The organism is Pseudomonas sp. ENNP23, assembly GCF_001728945.1.
Taxonomy (GTDB): Bacteria; Pseudomonadota; Gammaproteobacteria; order Pseudomonadales; family Pseudomonadaceae; genus Metapseudomonas; species Metapseudomonas otitidis.
Genome location: NZ_LYSP01000007.1, coordinates 105,742 through 122,085, shown reverse-complemented (window position 1 = coordinate 122,085; position 16,344 = coordinate 105,742). Strand labels below are relative to the sequence as shown.

General features: G+C 65.3%; 15 protein-coding genes and 1 pseudogene. 7 read left to right on the top strand and 9 right to left on the bottom strand.

The window, feature by feature from the left end; genetic code table 11:
* Positions 1–97: 97 nt before the first annotated feature.
* From A9G05_RS06290 to A9G05_RS06265, 6 genes are all read right to left on the bottom strand, one after another.
* Entirely contained in the window at positions 98–1,384 is a 1,287-nt protein-coding gene (locus A9G05_RS06290; protein ID WP_069560147.1) for a HAMP domain-containing sensor histidine kinase, read from the bottom strand.
* Positions 1,374–2,057 carry a response regulator transcription factor gene (locus A9G05_RS06285; RefSeq protein WP_069560146.1) on the bottom strand — a complete coding sequence of 228 codons (684 nt, stop codon included), beginning with the start codon at positions 2,055–2,057 and terminating at the stop codon, positions 1,374–1,376. Before A9G05_RS06285 ends, A9G05_RS06290 begins: the two co-directional genes overlap by 11 nt.
* Positions 2,058–2,279: 222 nt before the next feature.
* The gene (gene groL / locus A9G05_RS06280; RefSeq protein ID WP_069560145.1) at positions 2,280–3,920 is read right to left on the bottom strand and encodes a chaperonin GroEL; all 1,641 of its coding nucleotides are present in this window, start codon (positions 3,918–3,920) and stop codon (positions 2,280–2,282) included.
* 40 nt (positions 3,921–3,960) lie between these two features.
* The gene (locus A9G05_RS06275) at positions 3,961–4,254 is read right to left on the bottom strand and encodes a co-chaperone GroES (RefSeq protein ID WP_044409482.1); all 294 of its coding nucleotides are present in this window, start codon (positions 4,252–4,254) and stop codon (positions 3,961–3,963) included.
* A gap of 220 nt (positions 4,255–4,474) precedes the next feature.
* Positions 4,475–4,924, bottom strand: a complete 450-nt coding sequence (locus A9G05_RS06270; protein WP_069560144.1) for an FxsA family protein — start codon at positions 4,922–4,924, stop codon at positions 4,475–4,477.
* Positions 4,925–4,990: 66 nt separating this feature from the next.
* Positions 4,991–5,722 carry a HugZ family protein gene (locus tag A9G05_RS06265; protein ID WP_069560143.1) on the bottom strand — a complete coding sequence of 244 codons (732 nt, stop codon included), beginning with the start codon at positions 5,720–5,722 and terminating at the stop codon, positions 4,991–4,993.
* A 112-nt stretch (positions 5,723–5,834) separates the two neighbouring features.
* Between A9G05_RS06265 and A9G05_RS06260 the strand changes: the two genes are divergently transcribed.
* Complete coding sequence (locus A9G05_RS06260; RefSeq protein ID WP_044409491.1) at positions 5,835–6,593, top strand: SDR family oxidoreductase; 759 nt, start codon at positions 5,835–5,837, stop codon at positions 6,591–6,593.
* 60 nt (positions 6,594–6,653) lie between these two features.
* Here A9G05_RS06260 and A9G05_RS06255 read toward each other — a convergent pair whose 3' ends face one another.
* Positions 6,654–7,658, bottom strand: coding sequence for a DUF481 domain-containing protein (locus tag A9G05_RS06255; protein WP_069560142.1), 1,005 nt, complete (start codon positions 7,656–7,658; stop codon positions 6,654–6,656).
* A 171-nt stretch (positions 7,659–7,829) separates the two neighbouring features.
* On the opposite strand from A9G05_RS06255, the gene A9G05_RS06250 reads away from it, so the two are divergent.
* A complete protein-coding gene (locus A9G05_RS06250; protein ID WP_044409498.1) occupies positions 7,830–8,198 on the top strand; it encodes an MGMT family protein in 369 nt (122 codons plus the stop codon).
* Between the two features lie 75 nt (positions 8,199–8,273).
* Positions 8,274–10,019 carry an AmpG family muropeptide MFS transporter gene (locus A9G05_RS06245; protein WP_069560141.1) on the top strand — a complete coding sequence of 582 codons (1,746 nt, stop codon included), beginning with the start codon at positions 8,274–8,276 and terminating at the stop codon, positions 10,017–10,019.
* A 39-nt stretch (positions 10,020–10,058) separates the two neighbouring features.
* On the opposite strand, the gene A9G05_RS06240 is transcribed toward A9G05_RS06245, so the two are convergent.
* Both A9G05_RS06240 and A9G05_RS06235 read right to left on the bottom strand, forming a co-directional pair.
* Complete coding sequence (locus tag A9G05_RS06240; protein WP_069560140.1) at positions 10,059–10,883, bottom strand: mechanosensitive ion channel family protein; 825 nt, start codon at positions 10,881–10,883, stop codon at positions 10,059–10,061.
* Positions 10,884–10,986: 103 nt separating this feature from the next.
* A complete protein-coding gene (locus A9G05_RS06235) occupies positions 10,987–11,466 on the bottom strand; it encodes a YajQ family cyclic di-GMP-binding protein (RefSeq protein WP_069560139.1) in 480 nt (159 codons plus the stop codon).
* 215 nt (positions 11,467–11,681) lie between these two features.
* Here A9G05_RS06235 and A9G05_RS06230 point away from each other — a divergent pair.
* The 4 genes and pseudogenes from A9G05_RS06230 to A9G05_RS06215 all read left to right on the top strand — a co-directional run.
* Positions 11,682–12,653, top strand: a pseudogene (locus tag A9G05_RS06230) (response regulator); the annotation flags it as partial.
* A complete protein-coding gene (locus tag A9G05_RS06225) occupies positions 12,650–13,561 on the top strand; it encodes a putative 2-dehydropantoate 2-reductase (RefSeq protein ID WP_069560137.1) in 912 nt (303 codons plus the stop codon). The pseudogene A9G05_RS06230 and the gene A9G05_RS06225, both read left to right, overlap by 4 nt.
* Positions 13,562–13,610: 49 nt before the next feature.
* Positions 13,611–15,623, top strand: a complete 2,013-nt coding sequence (locus A9G05_RS06220) for an ATP-binding protein (protein WP_069560136.1) — start codon at positions 13,611–13,613, stop codon at positions 15,621–15,623.
* A 1-nt stretch (position 15,624) separates the two neighbouring features.
* Positions 15,625–16,200 carry a cob(I)yrinic acid a,c-diamide adenosyltransferase gene (locus A9G05_RS06215; protein WP_069560135.1) on the top strand — a complete coding sequence of 192 codons (576 nt, stop codon included), beginning with the start codon at positions 15,625–15,627 and terminating at the stop codon, positions 16,198–16,200.
* The last annotated feature ends 144 nt before the right edge of the window (positions 16,201–16,344 follow it).

Sequence of the window (16,344 nt, the reverse complement as noted above, 5' to 3'; positions counted from 1 at the left end):
TTTCAGTTCGAGGTTCCCTACCACCCAATCCGCGCACCGATACGCTGCGCGGATGAGGATCAAGGGCAGATCAAGCGGAGGTGAAAAAAGCGTCAACTCAAGCGGGACGCTTGCCGAGTGCAACCTCGAACCGGCAGCCACTGGGCTCGACGGAAGTGAGGGTGACGCTCCAGCCCTGGTTGTCGCAGATCCGCTGCACCAACGAGAGGCCGAGCCCGAGACCGTCGCCCCGCTTGGCGCCGCCGCGGACGAAGGGCTGGAACATCACCTCGCGGTCTTCCTCGAGGATGCCGACTCCAGTGTCCTGCACCACGAAGGCGGCGCCGGACAGTTCCAGGCGAATGCGCCCGCTGTCGGTGTAGTGCAGCGCGTTGCGCAGCAGGTTGCCCATGACGGAGCGCAGGAAGGCAGCGTTGTAACGCTCCTCGCTGACCGCCTCACCGGGCAGGTAGAGGAAGGCCAGGCCTTTATCCTCGATGGCAGGCCGCCACAGTGCCTCCAGCTCATCGGCCACCTCGCGCAGGCTGGCCTGGGGCCCGAGGTTGGCCTCTTCCTGGCGCGCGCGGGCAAGCATCAGGAAGGTCTGCACCAGGTCGCGCATCTCCTCGCTGGCGCGGGCGATGCGAGCCACCTGGGCCTGGGCACGTCCGTCGAGGCTGCGGTTCTCTTGCAGCAGTTCGCAGGAGGAGGCCATCACCATCAGCGGGGTGCGCAACTCGTGGCTGACGTCACTGGTGAACAGTCGCTCACGGGTCAGTACCTGATGCAGGCGGCCCAGCGTATCGTCGAAGGCCAGGGCCAGTTGCCCCACTTCGTCGGTGGCATAGTCCGGCGCCAAGGGCGGCGCGAGCCCGAGCAACCGGTCACGATGGCGCACTTGGCGGGCCAGGCGCACCACCGGCTCGATGACCTTGCGCGCCAGCAGCCAGCCAAGCACGGCGGAGAGCAGTACGCTGAGTACGAAGCCCGCCAACACCACGCCGTAGAGCACCTGCTCGCGGTCTTCGAAGTCGCTCTGGTCCTGCAGCAGCATGTAACGGCGCCCGTGCGAGTCGCGCACCAGGGCGTGGTAGGACTGCGTACCTTCGAAGAGCTCGTGGAAACCCTCGCTCAGTTCACGGTAGGACGCCGGCATGGAGTAGCGGTTGTGGCCGCCGTCATCCATGTAGAAACGGGTGTCGCTGTCCAGTACCGGCGGACGTCCCTGGTAGATGTTCTGCGCCAGCACGCGGTCCAGTTCGTTGCTCAGGTCACGGGAGATGAGCTGCTCCTCGATCATGTGCACCACTTCGATGATGCCCAGGGAGAAGGTACCGCCCACCAGCACGGTCATCAGGGTGAAGGCGATGACGATGCGGCGGGCGAGGCTCTGCCTAAACTCCATCGATCGACTCCGAGAGCCGGTAACCGAGACCATGCAGGGTACGCAACAGGGGCTTTCCAAAAGGCTTGTCGATCACCTGGCGCAGTTGGTGGATATGGCTACGGAGGGCGTCGCTGTCGGGGCAGTCGTCGCCCCACAGGGCCTCTTCCAGCACTTCACGGCGCACCAGATGAGGGCTCTTCTGCATCAGCACCGCCAGCAGCTTGAGGCCGATGGGGTTGAGCTTGAGCGGCTTGCCGCCCCGGCTGACCTCCAGGGTGTCAAGGTCATAGTGCAGGTCGCCCACCTGCAGGGCGCGCTTGCCGCCGCCCCGGCTGCGCCGCAGGACGGCCTCGATGCGGGCGACCAGCTCCGACAGGGCGAAAGGTTTGACCAGGTAGTCGTCGGCACCGGAGCGGAAACCCTGCAGGCGATCGTCCAGGGCATCGCGGGCGGTGAGCATGATCACCGGCGTGTCCAGCCGTGCCTCTTCCCGCAGGCGCTGGCACAGGCTGTTGCCGTCCAGGCCGGGGAGCATCACGTCCAGCACGATCAGGTCGAAATGCCCGTTGGCCGCCAGGTGCAGGCCGGAGAGGCCATCCTGGGCGCAGTCCACCGTATAGCCCTTGAGCTCTAGGTAATCGGCCATGTTGACCAGGATGTCCTTGTTGTCTTCTACCAGCAGGATGCGCATCGCCCCCTCCTCGAACAGGTTGCCCGCACGTTGCAGGGCCGGCCTTTGACCACAGCCGGGACACAGGTTCCGGAAGTGGCGCTCATTCTGGCGAGAGCAGCCGGGGGTTGGGAAGCGCAGCGCCACGTTGCGGCATCCCGGTCGGCGCAGAAGCCTGGGCGCTCCAAAAGAAAAGCCCCGCGCAAGGCGGGGCTCTTCGATCAGCGTGTGGGCTGGAATGGCTTACATCATGCCGCCCATGCCGCCCATGCCACCCATATCGGGCATGGCCGGAGCCGGCTTGTCTTCCGGCAGGTCAGCCACGATGGCTTCGGTGGTGATCATCAGACCGGCGATGGAGGCAGCAGCCTGCAGCGCGGTACGGGTGACCTTGGCCGGGTCGATGATGCCGAACTCGATCATGTCGCCGTACTGGCCGGTGGCAGCGTCGTAGCCGTAGTTGCCGGAACCCTGCTTGACCTTGTCCAGGACCACGGAGGCCTCGTCACCGGCGTTGGTGACGATCTGGCGCAGCGGAGCCTCGACAGCGCGACGCAGGATGTTGATACCCGCGGTCTGCTCTTCGTTGACACCCACCAGGTCCTTGATGGAGGCCAGGGCACGAACCAGTGCCACGCCACCGCCAGGAACCACGCCTTCTTCCACTGCAGCACGGGTGGCGTGCAGGGCGTCTTCCACGCGGGCCTTCTTCTCTTTCATCTCGACTTCGGTAGCCGCACCGACCTTGATCACGGCAACACCGCCGGCCAGCTTGGCCAGACGCTCTTGCAGCTTCTCCTTGTCGTAGTCGGAGGAGGTTTCCTCGACTTGCTTGCGGATCTGGGCAACGCGGGCCTCGATGTCAGCCTGGGCGCCAGCGCCGTCGATGATGGTGGTGTTTTCCTTGCTCAGGACGACGCGCTTGGCGTTGCCCAGGTGCTCCAGGGTGGCGCTTTCCAGGGACAGACCGACTTCTTCGGAGATGACGGTACCGCCGGTCAGGATGGCGATGTCCTGCAGCATGGCCTTGCGACGGTCGCCGAAGCCCGGGGCCTTGACGGCAGCAACCTTGACGATGCCGCGCATGTTGTTGACGACCAGGGTAGCCAGGGCTTCGCCTTCGACGTCTTCAGCCACGATCAGCAGCGGACGGCCGGACTTGGCAACGGCTTCCAGAACCGGCAGCAGTTCGCGGATGTTGGAGATCTTCTTGTCGACCAGCAGCAGCAGCGGGCCGTCCAGCTCGGCCACCATGGTGTCCGGCTTGTTGATGAAGTAGGGGGACAGGTAGCCACGGTCGAACTGCATACCTTCCACGACGGACAGTTCGTTTTCCAGGCCCGAGCCTTCTTCAACGGTGATCACGCCTTCCTTGCCTACTTTCTCCATGGCTTCGGCAATGATGTTGCCGATGGAGTCGTCGGAGTTGGCGGAGATGGTGCCGACCTGGGCAATGGCCTTGGTGTCGGTGCACGGCTTGGACAGGTTCTTCAGCTCGGCAACGATGGCGGTGGTAGCCTTGTCGATACCGCGCTTCAGGTCCATCGGGTTCAGGCCGGCAGCGACGGCTTTCAGGCCCTCGGTGACGATGGCCTGGGCCAGAACGGTGGCGGTGGTGGTGCCGTCACCGGCAGCGTCGTTGGCCTTGGAGGCCACGTCTTTCACCAGCTGGGCGCCGATGTTCTCGATGCGATCCTTCAGCTCGATTTCCTTGGCGACGGAAACGCCGTCCTTGGTGATCAGCGGAGCACCGAAGCTGCGCTCCAGGACCACGTTGCGACCTTTCGGGCCGAGGGTGGCTTTAACGGCATCAGCCAGGGTGTTAACGCCTACGAGCAGTTTCTTGCGAGCGGCATCGCCGAATTTGACGTCTTTAGCAGCCATGTTGTCTTCCTCGAATCTCTAAGTGGGAAAGGGGTCGGGTTCAGGCTTCGATGACAGCGAGGATTTCGTTCTCGCCCATGACCAGCAGGTCTTCACCGTCGACTTTCACGGTGTTGCTGCCGGAGTAGGGGCCGAACACAACCTGGTCACCAACCTTCACAGCCAGGGGACGGACTTCGCCGTTGTCCAGCACGCGACCGGTACCGACAGCAACCACTTCGCCGCGGTTCGGCTTCTCGGCAGCCGAGCCCGGCAGCACGATGCCACCAGCGGTCTTGGTTTCTTCTTCGCTGCGACGGATCACGACGCGGTCATGCAGGGGACGAAGCTTCATGGTCTAACTCTCCCAATCAGTGTTTTCCGGCGCCGGTGATAATCACCGGCGGGTTAGCAAAAGCCGGCGGTGCCGGCAGCAGCGCGCCAGGCACGCTGCGGAAGTCTGAACTGCCCCTTGGGGACAGTAACCTTGCGGTGTCGGATAGATAGGGTCGCCTGACAGCATTTCAAGGGGCACCCGAAAAAAATTCCTCCGACCACAGGAAAACGGGGCGGAATCAGTCTTCGCGACGCTCGTATTCGCCTTCGATGACGTTATGCCGCGGCTGATTGCGTGCCAGTGGGTCGTCGGAGAAGGCCCGCTGGCGTTCGGCTTGCCGGGTAACCCGCTGCAGGACTCGACGGATGACCAGGCGACGTGTGAAGGGAATGATGCAAACCAGCCCGAAGAGGTCGCTGATGAAGCCGGGAAGCAGCAGCAGGCCGCCGCCGACCGCGATCATCAATCCCTCGAGCATCTCCTGCTCCGGCAGTTCGCCCCGGGCCAGCCGCTCGCGGGCACGCCAGGCGGTGGCAACACCGGCGATGCGCAGCATGAAGCTGCCCAGCAATGCGGTGGCCACCAGCAGCAACAGGGTCGGGAAGACGCCGATGACGCTGCCAACCTTGATCAGGACAGCCAGCTCGATGAGCGGGAACAGCAGGAAGAGGAACGCAAAGACACGCATGAAAGTTTCCTTCGCGGAAGAACGGCTTCCGGTAAGACAGCTACATGAAGCCGGCCTCCGGCGAATTCAAGCGTCGGGCGCCTCGGCATCAGGCCAGCGATCGGCCCGGGCCAGCGCCACCAGGGCCTGACGGACCGCACCCGGTGTGTTGCAGGATGTTGGGAAGGGCAGCCAGTGAATACTCTGACCCAGCCGGACATGGAAGCCTTCGCTGTCGATGCCCACCAGCTCGGCCGTCGGATCGGCAGGCAGGCCGCGCAGGGCCAGGTAGTGGTCGATGGCGCTGCGATGGTCGGCGTTCATGTGCTCCACCATCCCGGTCTCGCTTTCCCCGGCGAAAGGGTTGGCCAGGGCCACCTCGTCGATCCAGTGGATGGCGCCGAAGCCGCCGATGAAACGGGCACGCACCGGCTCCAGTACCCAGAAATCGAAATCATGGGTCAAGTGGTAGTCACGGGATTGGGGGAAGTAGCGGTAGTAGCGCGCACCGGCAGCGGCGATGGCCTCGGGCTCCGTCAACTGGCGCGCCTCGGCCAGCAGGGTCAGGCGGCCGACGGCCTGGATGTCGTCTGCACCGCGTTCGCCCACCAGCAGCGAGCACTTCGGATCTTTCTGCAGGTTGTGGGTGTGCTGGGCGATGCGGCTGATGAGGATGAGCGGCCGCCCTTCGGCGTCCAGGCAATAAGGGGCCACCGATCCGAAGGGGTAGCCGGGCATGGCCTTGGACTGGGTCGAGAGCACGCCCCGGTATTCCTTGAGCAGCAATTCTCGGGCATTCTTTGCGGCTTTCACGCTCACCTTCTGACTCCTCGCAGAGAATCCGTCGTAAACGGACGGGCGCTCAGGATAACGGTTCCGGGCTGCCAGCGGGGCACAGCGATCCATAATTCCCAGTTCGAGGGGCTACACCATGCAGCTGAAAGACAAGGTCATCATCATCACCGGCGGCGGCCAGGGCCTGGGCCGGGCCATGGGCGAATACCTGGCGGCCAAGGGCGCACGCCTGGCGCTGGTCGACCTCAACCAGGAGCGCCTGGACGAGGCCGTGGCGGCCTGCAAGGCAGCCGGTGGCGACGCCCGCGCCTACCTGTGCAACGTGGCCAACGAAGAGCAGGTGACCCACCTGGTCAGCCAGGTGGCGGATGACTTCGGCGCGATCAACGGCCTGGTGAACAACGCCGGCATTCTGCGCGACGGCCTGACCATCAAGGTCAAGGACGGCGAGCTGACCAAGATGAGCCTGGCCCAGTGGCAGGCGGTGATCGACGTGAACCTGACCGGCGTGTTCCTCTGCACCCGCGAAGTGGCCGCCAAGATGATCGAGCTGAAGAACGAAGGCGCCATCGTCAACATTTCTTCCATCTCCCGCGCCGGCAACATGGGCCAGGCCAACTACTCCGCGGCCAAGGCCGGGGTGGCGGCCGATACCGTGGTGTGGGCCAAGGAGCTGGCACGCTACGGTATCCGCGTCGGGGCCGTGGCACCCGGCTTCATCGAGACCGAGATGGTCGCCAGCATGAAGCCCGAGGCCCTGGAGAAGATGACCGCCGGCATTCCGCTCAAGCGCCTGGGCAAGCCGATGGAGATCGCCCACTCGGTGGCCTACATCCTGGAGAACGACTACTTCACCGGCCGCGTACTGGAACTCGACGGCGGTCTGCGCCTGTAAGGCGCGCCCCGCTCCACGAAAAAGCCCCGCCGAAGCGGGGCTTTTTCATACCGGTCGCCGTTACCAGCCGATACCGAAGCCCACGGTGTAGCGGGTGCGGTCGGTGTCTCCTTCGGCGCCGCTGACCAGGTCGCGCTCGGCCTTCATGTTGAGCGACGCCCAATCGGTGACCTTGTAGCGCAAGCCCACCTCGGCATCCAGGGAGTAATCGGCAGCGTTGCCCAGCGGGCGGCCCACTTCGCCAGTGCTGAAGAGTTCGACCGTCTTGCCCACCAGATAGCGGTTGTAGTCCCACTTCACACCGAGGGCATAGAAGTTGTCCTTCTCGCCGGTGTCGTACTGGTAGTCGGTGCGGTTGACCAGGGAGGCCAGGGAGAAGGCGCCCAGTTCGTCGTCCCAGAACTGGTAGCCGGGGCCGGTACCCAAGGTACGCTGACGGCGCAGCTCCTCGATCTTGTCGCGCTTGTAGCCGGCGCGGCCCTGCCAGAAGAACTTGTCGGTGATGAAGCGGTCGAGGGCGTACTCCAGCTCCCAGTTCTCGGTGGTCTTCACCTCATTCTGGAACTCGCGGTTGTACTCGCCGTTGGCGTTGTGCCGCCAGCGGCCGTGGCGGGCCTTGGTCTTGAAGTCGACGTCGTAGTCGTCGGTGTCCTTCTCGGCACGCTTGTAGTCGAGCGAGACGTCGACGTTGCCGGTCCAGGTCAGGTCTTCGACGAAGGGCTTGGGCTTCATGATCTGCTCGATGCTGGCCAGTTCGACGGTCTTGGGCGCATCGCCATTGGCCAGGATCACCTTGCCCGGTTCGGCCGGCATGAGGGTCTTGGCGCGCTCGCCGGTGAGATCGTCCTGCTTGACCATGAGTTCCTGATCGCTCTGCAGTGTGGCGACCTTGGACCAGTCCAGCGGGATGGAACCGCCGTAATCGGTCTGCAACATCAGTTTGCCGCCGTCGAATACCCGGATCTTGCCGGTCAGGCGGTCACCGTTCTTCATCCAGACGGTGTCGGCGAAGGTGGAGGTCGAAGCGGCAACAAGGGCCAGGCAAAGGAGTTTTCTGGACAACATGATGGATACGCAGGCTCAGGACTTTGCGGAAAAGCCAGGCATTATCCGCAAGCCCGGCGACTGAGCAAGGACTGACCGACGTATCGTCGCCAAGTTCCCGTCACCACCTCCGACGTTGCCCCTCCCCCGGCACCACCCTATGCTGGCCGCCACCGCCCGCCGGAACCCGCCATGCCCCCGTCAACACCCCCTGCCCAGGACGATTTGCGGCTGTCCAGCCCTGAAGCCCGTCGCGAAGCCCTCTACCTTACCTTGGCCCAGGTTCCGCCCGGCAAGGTGGTCAGCTACGGGCAGTTGGGCGAGATGGCCGGACTGGGCCGTGCAGCACGCTGGGTGGGTCGCACCCTCGGTCAGTTGCCGGAAGGCACCCGCCTGCCATGGCATCGTGTCATCGCGGCGGGTGGACGGCTCAGCCTGCCTGCCGGAACCGTCTCCGGTGACGAGCAACGGGCACGTTTGCGAGCCGAAGGGGTCTTCATCCACAACGAACGGGTGGACATGCGTCGGCACGGCTGGCTTCCCATGCCACCCAAGGGTTAGAGTGCGCGCTTTGTTGCGGTCCCCTGGCACGCACGCCGTCAAGGACCGCCCCGTGCCTTCTGGATCTCACGCCTGATGTCCCACCGAACCTGGCGAGCCGCCCTGGCCGCCTATGCCAGTCCGGCCACCCTGGCCCTGCTTTTGCTGGGCTTTGCGGCAGGCCTGCCGTACATGCTGGTGTTCTCCACACTCTCCGTCTGGTTGCGCGAGGCCGGCGTCGCCCGCGAAACCATTGGCTTCGCCAGCCTCATCGGCCTGGCCTACGCCTTCAAGTGGATCTGGTCGCCGCTGCTGGACCAGTTCCGCCTGCCGTTACTGGGCCGCCTGGGCCGGCGCCGTTCCTGGCTGGTGCTCTCCCAGGCACTGGTAGCCCTCGGCCTGGTGGGCATGGCCCTGGCAGACCCCAAGGAGCACCTGACCTGGCTGATTGCCCTGGCGGTGGTGGTGGCCTTCGCCTCGGCCACCCAGGACATCGCGGTGGACGCCTACCGCCTGGAAATCGCCGACGACAGCCGCCAGGCCGCCCTGGCCGCCAGCTACATGCTGGGCTACCGGGTCTCGGCCCTGCTCGCCACTGCAGGCGCCCTGTACTTCGCCGAGGGGTTCGGCTCCACCGCCAGCGCCTATGAATACCGCGCCTGGGCCAGCACCTACCTGGTATTCGCGTTGCTGATGCTGCCGGGGCTGATCACCAGCCTGTGGATGCGCGAGCCACACATCGATGCCCAGGTGCAGGCCAACACCTCGCGCTTCCGCCTCAAGGACCAGCTCGCCTCGGTGCTGATCCTGCTGGTGATGCTGATTTCCCTGCCGGCGATGATCACCGGCATGCTCGACCGCGCCTGGCCACGTGCCCTGCTCTATTTCCTGTTCCTCGTGGCCTGCCTGTCGCCCTGGGGGCGCCGCCAGATCGCCCCGGTGCGCGACCTGCTCAGCCAGCAACGCCGGCAACTGCTGGCGGCAGCGCGGGGCAAGGTGATTCCCAACTTCGATTTCGTCCACCAGGCGGTGTCGATGATCGTGCTGATCGTGATCCTGGTGACCACGGCGGCCGCCATCAAGGCCTATGCCTCGGGCGCCTGGCCCCGGGGCACGCTGTTCGTACTGATCACCCTGGCCTGCTTCTCCGCCCCGGGTCGCCTGCTGATGGCGCCGGTGGTGACGCCCATCAGCGAGTTCGTCCAGCGCTACCGCTGGCACGCCCTTCTGCTGCTGGGGCTGATCGCCACCTACAGGATGTCGGACACGGTAATGGGGGTGATGGCCAACGTCTTCTACATCGACCAGGGCTTCACCAAAGACCAGATCGCCAGCGTCAGCAAGGTCTTCGGTCTGGTGATGACGCTGCTGGGCGCCGGCGCCGGCGGCCTGCTGATCGTGCGCTTCGGCATCCTGCCCATCCTGTTCATCGGTGGTGCCGCCTCGGCGGCCACCAACCTGATGTTCGTGATGCTCAGCGACATGGGCGCGCACCTGCAGATGCTGATCCTCACCATCTCCTGCGACAACTTCAGCGCCGGGCTCGCCACCTCGGCCTTCGTGGCCTACCTGTCGAGCCTGACCAACCTGAAGTTCTCGGCGACCCAGTACGCACTGCTCAGCTCGCTGATGATGCTGCTGCCACGCCTGATCGGCGGCTATTCGGGGGTGATGGTGGAGAGCCTGGGCTATCACCAGTTCTTCCAGCTCACTGCCATTCTCGGCATCCCCACCCTGGTGCTGATCGCCATCCAGTGGAACCGTGAGTCACGCCAACCGGTGCAACCCGGCGAGCCCAAGGCCGAGGAACCGGCAGCGCCGCCCTCCTCCGAACGCCCATGAAAAAGGCCGGGATCACCGGCCTCTTTTCATCATCCGGACCTAGCCCGGCTGGACCTGCACCAGCCTCGACGGCTGGGCCAGCTCCACGCCGACCGCGCGCAAACGGTCACGCACCTGCTCGTTGAGCATGAACATCACCGCACCATAGTCGCCGCGGGCCGTCCATAGGCGCAGGGAGAGGTTGATGGCCGTGTCCGTCAGGGCCGCCACCACCACTACCGGTGCGGGATCTTGCAGCACACGGGGGTCGTCCGCCAGGGCCAGCAGGGCCTCCCGCGCCTTGCCCAGGTCGCTGGCGTAATCGAGCTTCACGTCGTACATCAGTTGCCGGGTGGGCTGGCTGGACACGTTGGTGATAATGCCGTTGGACAGCGCGCCATTGGGCAGGATCACCGTGCGGTTATCAACCGTGCGCAATACGGTGTGGAAGATCTGGATGCTGTCGACGGTCCCGGAAACGCCCTGGGCCTCGATGAAGTCGCCCACCTTGAACGGCCGGAAGAACAGGATCAGCACCCCGCCGGCGAAGTTCGCCAGGCTGCCCTGCAGCGCCAGGCCGATGGCCAGGCCGGCGGCACCGATGGCGGCGATGAAGGAGGTGGTCTCGATGCCGATCATCGAGGCGACACTGACCAGCAGCAGCACCTTGAGAGCAACGTTTGCGAGGTTGGAGATGAAGCGGTGCAGGGTCAGGTCGACCCGGCGCATCGACAGCAATGCGCTGATCCGGTTGGTGAGCAGGTTGATCAGCCACCAGCCGACCAGCAGCGTCACCAGGGCGAGGGTGACCTTGCCGCTGTATTCGAGAATGACGGGGAGCCAGGCTTCGGACTGCCTGACCAGGTTGTCGAGGTTCATGTCCATGCGGACCTCCTTCTATCGACTCGAGAAAACCGCAGCCGCCCTGGCAAGCAGAGCGGCAAACGGACCTATGTGCGACGCGGAGAGACCGCGAAGGTTCAACGGGTCAGTCGCGGAAGTTGGTGTACTGCAGCGGCATGCCGAGGGACTCGCCACGCAGCAGGGCGATGGCTTCCTGCAGGTCGTCGCGCTTCTTGCCGGTGACACGCACCTGCTCGCCCTGGATGGCAGCCTGGACCTTGAGCTTCTTGTCCTTGATCAGGGCGACGATCTTCTTCGCCAGTTCCTTGTCGATGCCCTCGCGGAAGTTCACTTCCTGCTTGACCACCTTGCCGGACGGGTAAGGGTCCTTGAGCTCCATGCATTGGATATCCAGCTTCCGCTTGATCAGGCAGTTGCGCAGGATGTCCAGCACCTGCTCCAGCATGAAGTCGGCCTCGGCGGTGATGGTGACGGACTTGTCCTTGCTTTCCACGCTGCACTTGCCGCGCAGGTCGAAACGGCGCTCCAGTTCCTTGGTGGCGTTGTCGAGGGCGTTGGTGAGTTCGTGCTTGTCCAGCTCGGACACCACGTCGAACGATGGCATGGGTTTCCTCCAGATAGACGGCGCGACCCACATCACGTAAGGGATGCGCCTGGCTTGACGGGTGAAAATGGGCGCCCATTATAACGATCAGGATTCCCTTTTTTGCGGGAATGCTTGGCAGCGACACGTTCAGCGCTAACCGTCAGCGTAAAAACCTGCTGAAATAGGCGCTGATATCACCGAGCCATCAAACTCCCCTCTTCTGTCTTTCTTGCGAGCCTGCCATGCCCAACCCTCACCTCAGCATCCTGGTGGTGGATGACGCCAAGTTCTCCAGTGCGATGATCGGTCGGGCGCTGACCCAGGCCGGCTATCAGGACGTCCGCTTCGCCAACAGTGCGGGCGAAGCCCTGCGCCTGCTGGAAGAGCGACCGGCGAACGTGCTGCTGGCGGACTGGCTGATGCCGGAGATCGACGGCCTGGAGCTCACCGCCCGAGTTCGCCAGCTCGACGAGATGATCGATCACTACACCTACGTCATCCTGCTGACCGGCAAGGAAGGCGAGAACGTCCTGGGCGAGGCCTTCGACCGCGGCGTGGACGACTTCATCAGCAAGTCCTCGATGAACGAGCAACTGGTGCCCCGCGTCTACGCCGCCGACCGCCTGTGCAACACCCTGCAGCGCCTGCTCCACGAAAACCGGTTGATGACCCAGAACATCGCCAGTCTGGAGCAGCGCAACCTGGTGGACTCCCTCACCGGCCTCGGCAACCCGCGCTACCTGCGCCAGAAACTGGCCGACAGCCTGCGCCAGGTGGAGTCCCGTGGCGGCGCCCTGTGCTACCTGCTGATCGGCCTGCAGGATGCGCCGCAACTGCGCAACCAGCACGGCGTGGCGTTCTACAACGAACTGCTGCAGGGCGTTTCCCGCCGGCTGCAGCAACTGGTGCGCCCGCTGGACGTACTGACCCGCCTGGACGACAACCATTTTGGCCTGATCACCCTGCTGGGCGACCTGCATGAGTGCTCCCCCAGCAGCTTCAAGCGCCTGCATGAAAGCCTGAACCTCAAGGCCTTCAAGACCAGCGAAGGCTTCATCACCCTCAAGGCCGGCATCAGCCTGGTGGGCCTGGATGCCAAGGCCCTGCCGGTGGAGGTTGAGGCCCTGCTCGAGCGGGCCGAGCGTCTTCTGCCGGACTCCTACGCCAGCGGCCGGGTCAGCGCGATACGCCTGCCCAGCGCATGACCTGGCACATCCTCGGTAGCGGCAGCCTCGGCACGCTATGGGCCTGCCGCCTCGCCCGGGCGCATCTGGACGTGCGCCTGCTGCTGCGTGACGAAGCACGTCTGGCCGCCTACCACCAGGCGGGCGGGCTGACCCTGGTGACCCAGGGCCAGGCCCGGGCCTACGCCCTGCCAGCCGAACTCGCCAGTGCCCCCGACCCGATCCAGCGCCTGCTCGTCGCCTGCAAGGCCTATGACGCCGAAGCCGCCGTGGCCAGCGTCTGCGCACGGCTGGCCCCCGGTGCCGAGGTGGTGCTGCTGCAGAACGGCCTCGGCAGCCAGCAAGCCGTGGCGGATAGCCTGCCCCAGGCCCGCTGCATCCTCGCCTCCAGCACCGAAGGTGCCTTCCGCGAAGCGGACTTCCGCGTGGTGTTCGCCGGGCAGGGCTTCACCTGGCTGGGCGACCCACTCGCCTCCGCCCCGCCGGCCTGGCTGGGTGAACTGGAGGCAGCCGGCATCCCCCACGGGTGGACCGCCGACATCGAAACCCGACTCTGGCGCAAGCTAGCGCTCAACTGCGCGATCAACCCGTTGACGGTGCTGCACCATTGCCGCAACGGCGAACTGTCCGCCGAGCCGGATGCGGTCAACGGCCTGTGCGACGAACTCGCCCACCTGCTCCAGGCCTGCGGCCAGGCCGAAGCCGCACACGACCTGCACCGCGAGGTGTGGCGGGTGATCGACGCCACCGCCGCCAACTACTCCTCCATGTACCAGGACGTGGCACGCGGCCAACGCACCGAGATTCGCTACCTGATCGGTCACGCCAGCGCCGAGGCACGGCGCCTGGGCGTGTCGCTGCCACGCCTGGAACAGCTGCTGGACGCCCTGCGCCAGCACCTGGCCGCCCACGGATTGCCCCAGGACTGAGCCCCGCGCTAACCTGCCGCCTTCCCCGCGCCCTGCCTGGACCCTGCCCGTGAACAGCCTGCGCCAACGCCTCGAGAACCTGTCCGTCGGCCGCAAACTGCTGGCCGCCCTGCTGGTCCTGCTGGCCACCGTGCTGCTGATCGCCAACCTGGCCTTCATCAGCGCCGCCTACTGGATCTCACAGGAGAGCATGGCGCCCCAGGCCCTGCAGACCCTCGGTCGGCTCATCGCCACCCCGCAACTGGCCGGCGAGGCCCTGTCCTCGGCGAAGGCTGCCGAGCATTTGCTCATCCAACTGGAGGGCTACAGCCCCCTGCGCGCCGCGGCGATCTACGACAGCCGGGGCCAGCGCCTGGCCGAGCGGGTCAGCGGCAGCGACCTGAAGCTCCCGAAGCACGCCGACGCCCTGAAGCGCTGGCGCCTGCACGAGTTCCGCAGCACCCAGGTGGTGGAGTTGCCGCAACCAGCAGGCCCGCCGGGCCACCTGCTGCTGGTGGCTTCCAGCGAGCTACCGGGGGTCTTCTACACCGGCACCCTCAGCGCCAGCCTGGCGATCCTCGCCTGCAGCATCCTGATGTGGATGCTGGTGGCCCGGCAGATCCGCCGTCTGATCACCCGGCCGATCCACGAACTGGAAGAACTCTCGCGCCAGGTAACCCGGGAAGAGAACTACTCCCTGCGTGCCGAGCGCGGCCACCGCGACGAGATCGGCAGCCTGGCCGACGCCTTCAACACCATGCTCAGCCGCATGGAAGCCCGCGAACAGCAGCTCAAGCGCGCGCGGGACGAATCCCAGGCGGCCTTCAACCAGGCCCAGGCCCTGGCCGAGGAGACCCGTCACTCCAACCGCAAACTGGAGCTGGAAGTGCAGGTGCGCAGCAAGATCGAGAAGAAGCTGACGGGGTTCCAGAACTACCTCAACAGCATCATCGACTCCATGCCGTCGGCGCTGATCGCCCTCGACGAGCAGCTCTACGTTACCCAGTGGAACCAGGAAGCCACCGCCCTCTCCGGCACCCCGCTGGACGACGCGCTCAACCAGCCGGCGTTCCTCGCCTTCCCTTTGCTCAAGCCCTTCCTGCCGCAGATCAAGCGCACCGCCGAGCACCACCGGGTGGAGAAGGTCGAGCGGGTCAGTTGGCTGATGGGGGAAGAGGTGCACCACTACGCCCTGACCTTCTACCCGCTGATGGGCGGCACCGGGCGCGGCGTGGTGATCCGCATAGACGACATCACCCAGCGCCTGTCCATGGAAGAGCTAATGGTGCAGTCGGAGAAGATGCTCTCCGTTGGCGGCCTGGCGGCCGGCATGGCCCACGAGATCAACAACCCCCTCGGCGCCATCCTGCACAACGTGCAGAATATTCGCCGCCGCCTCTCCCCCGAGCTGGAAAAGAACCGCGAGCAGGCCGAGGCCGCCGGCATTCGCCTGGAGGCCGTCAACCAGTATCTGGCGGCACGCGAGGTACCCAAGCTGCTGGAAGGCATCCACCAGGCCGGCAGCCGCGCGGCCAAGATCGTCACCCACATGCTGGCGTTCAGCCGTCGCAGCAACCGCCAGATGGAACCCTGCCAGTTGCCCCAGTTGCTGGACCAGGCCGTGGAAATCGCCAGCAACGACTTCGACCTCACCGAGGGCTTCGACTTCAAGGGCATGCGCATCACCCGCGAGTTCGACCCGAAGCTGGGTCCGGTGCCCGGCACCGCCAACGAACTGGAACAGGTGCTGCTCAATCTGCTGAAAAACGCCGCCCAGGCCATTCACCAGCGCGAGGACGAGCAGGAAGGTCACATCGCCCTGCGCACCCGCCTGGCGCCGCCCTGGGCGGAGATCCAGGTGGAGGACAACGGCGTGGGCATCCCCGAGAACGTGCGCAAGCGCATCTTCGAACCCTTCTTCACCACCAAGGAGGTGGGCCAGGGCACCGGGCTCGGGCTTTCCGTCTCCTACTTCATCATCACCAACAACCACAAAGGCCAGATGGAAGTGCAGTCCAAGCCCGGACAGGGCACCTGTTTCACCCTGCGCCTGCCGTTGAATGCCAGCGCCCCAGGAGCCTGACATGGGAAACCGCCTTTCGAAGATCTACACCCGCACCGGCGACCAGGGGCAGACCGGCCTCTCCGGCAACCGCCGCGTCTCCAAGAACCATCCGCGCATCGAAGCCATCGGCGAGGTGGACAGCCTCAACAGCCAGATCGGACTGCTGCTGGCCGAGATGGCAGAGCGCCAGGCCGACTGGCCCGGACTGGCCGAAGTGGTCGAGGTGCTCGCGCCCTGCCAGCACCGCCTGTTCGACCTGGGTGGCGAACTCTCGATGCCGGAGTACCAATCGCTGCGCGCCAGCGAAGTGGAGCGGCTGGAAGTGGCCATCGACCACTGGAACGAGGAGCTGGGCCCTCTGGAGAACTTCATCCTGCCCGGCGGCTCGCGCCTGGTGGCACAGGCCCACGTCTGCCGCGCCGCCGCCCGCACCGCCGAACGCCGAGCCCAGGCCCTCAACGCCGAGGAGCCCTTGCGTGGGGAATTGCTCGCCTACCTCAACCGCCTCTCCGATCTGCTCTTCGTCGCCGCCCGCCTGATCGCACGGCGGCAGGGGATCGGCGAAGTGCTGTGGCAGGCGGCGGCAAAGGCCTGAAACCACTGTTCTGCAGCCAGGATAGGGCGATACATCCAGTAGCCCGGGCTTCAGCCCGGGAGGCCAGCCGAACCGCATGGCACGAAGCGGATCAAACCTCGCAGCCTCATCAACGCGGCAAGCGCGCTCTGGTGGATGCAAAGA

Excerpts from the sequence above, each read along its gene's own strand:
- A9G05_RS06290 (WP_069560147.1), bottom strand. The coding sequence starts at position 1,384 with ATGGAGTTTAGGCAGAGCCTCGCCCGCCGCATCGTCATCGCCTTCACC.
- A9G05_RS06285 (WP_069560146.1), bottom strand. The coding sequence starts at position 2,057 with ATGCGCATCCTGCTGGTAGAAGACAACAAGGACATCCTGGTCAACATG.
- groL (WP_069560145.1), bottom strand. The coding sequence starts at position 3,920 with ATGGCTGCTAAAGACGTCAAATTCGGCGATGCCGCTCGCAAGAAACTG.
- A9G05_RS06275 (WP_044409482.1), bottom strand. The coding sequence starts at position 4,254 with ATGAAGCTTCGTCCCCTGCATGACCGCGTCGTGATCCGTCGCAGCGAA.
- A9G05_RS06270 (WP_069560144.1), bottom strand. The coding sequence starts at position 4,924 with ATGCGTGTCTTTGCGTTCCTCTTCCTGCTGTTCCCGCTCATCGAGCTG.
- A9G05_RS06260 (WP_044409491.1), top strand. The coding sequence starts at position 5,835 with ATGCAGCTGAAAGACAAGGTCATCATCATCACCGGCGGCGGCCAGGGC.
- A9G05_RS06255 (WP_069560142.1), bottom strand. The coding sequence starts at position 7,658 with ATGTTGTCCAGAAAACTCCTTTGCCTGGCCCTTGTTGCCGCTTCGACC.
- A9G05_RS06250 (WP_044409498.1), top strand. The coding sequence starts at position 7,830 with ATGCCCCCGTCAACACCCCCTGCCCAGGACGATTTGCGGCTGTCCAGC.
- A9G05_RS06245 (WP_069560141.1), top strand. The coding sequence starts at position 8,274 with ATGTCCCACCGAACCTGGCGAGCCGCCCTGGCCGCCTATGCCAGTCCG.
- A9G05_RS06240 (WP_069560140.1), bottom strand. The coding sequence starts at position 10,883 with ATGGACATGAACCTCGACAACCTGGTCAGGCAGTCCGAAGCCTGGCTC.
- A9G05_RS06235 (WP_069560139.1), bottom strand. The coding sequence starts at position 11,466 with ATGCCATCGTTCGACGTGGTGTCCGAGCTGGACAAGCACGAACTCACC.
- A9G05_RS06225 (WP_069560137.1), top strand. The coding sequence starts at position 12,650 with ATGACCTGGCACATCCTCGGTAGCGGCAGCCTCGGCACGCTATGGGCC.
- A9G05_RS06215 (WP_069560135.1), top strand. The coding sequence starts at position 15,625 with ATGGGAAACCGCCTTTCGAAGATCTACACCCGCACCGGCGACCAGGGG.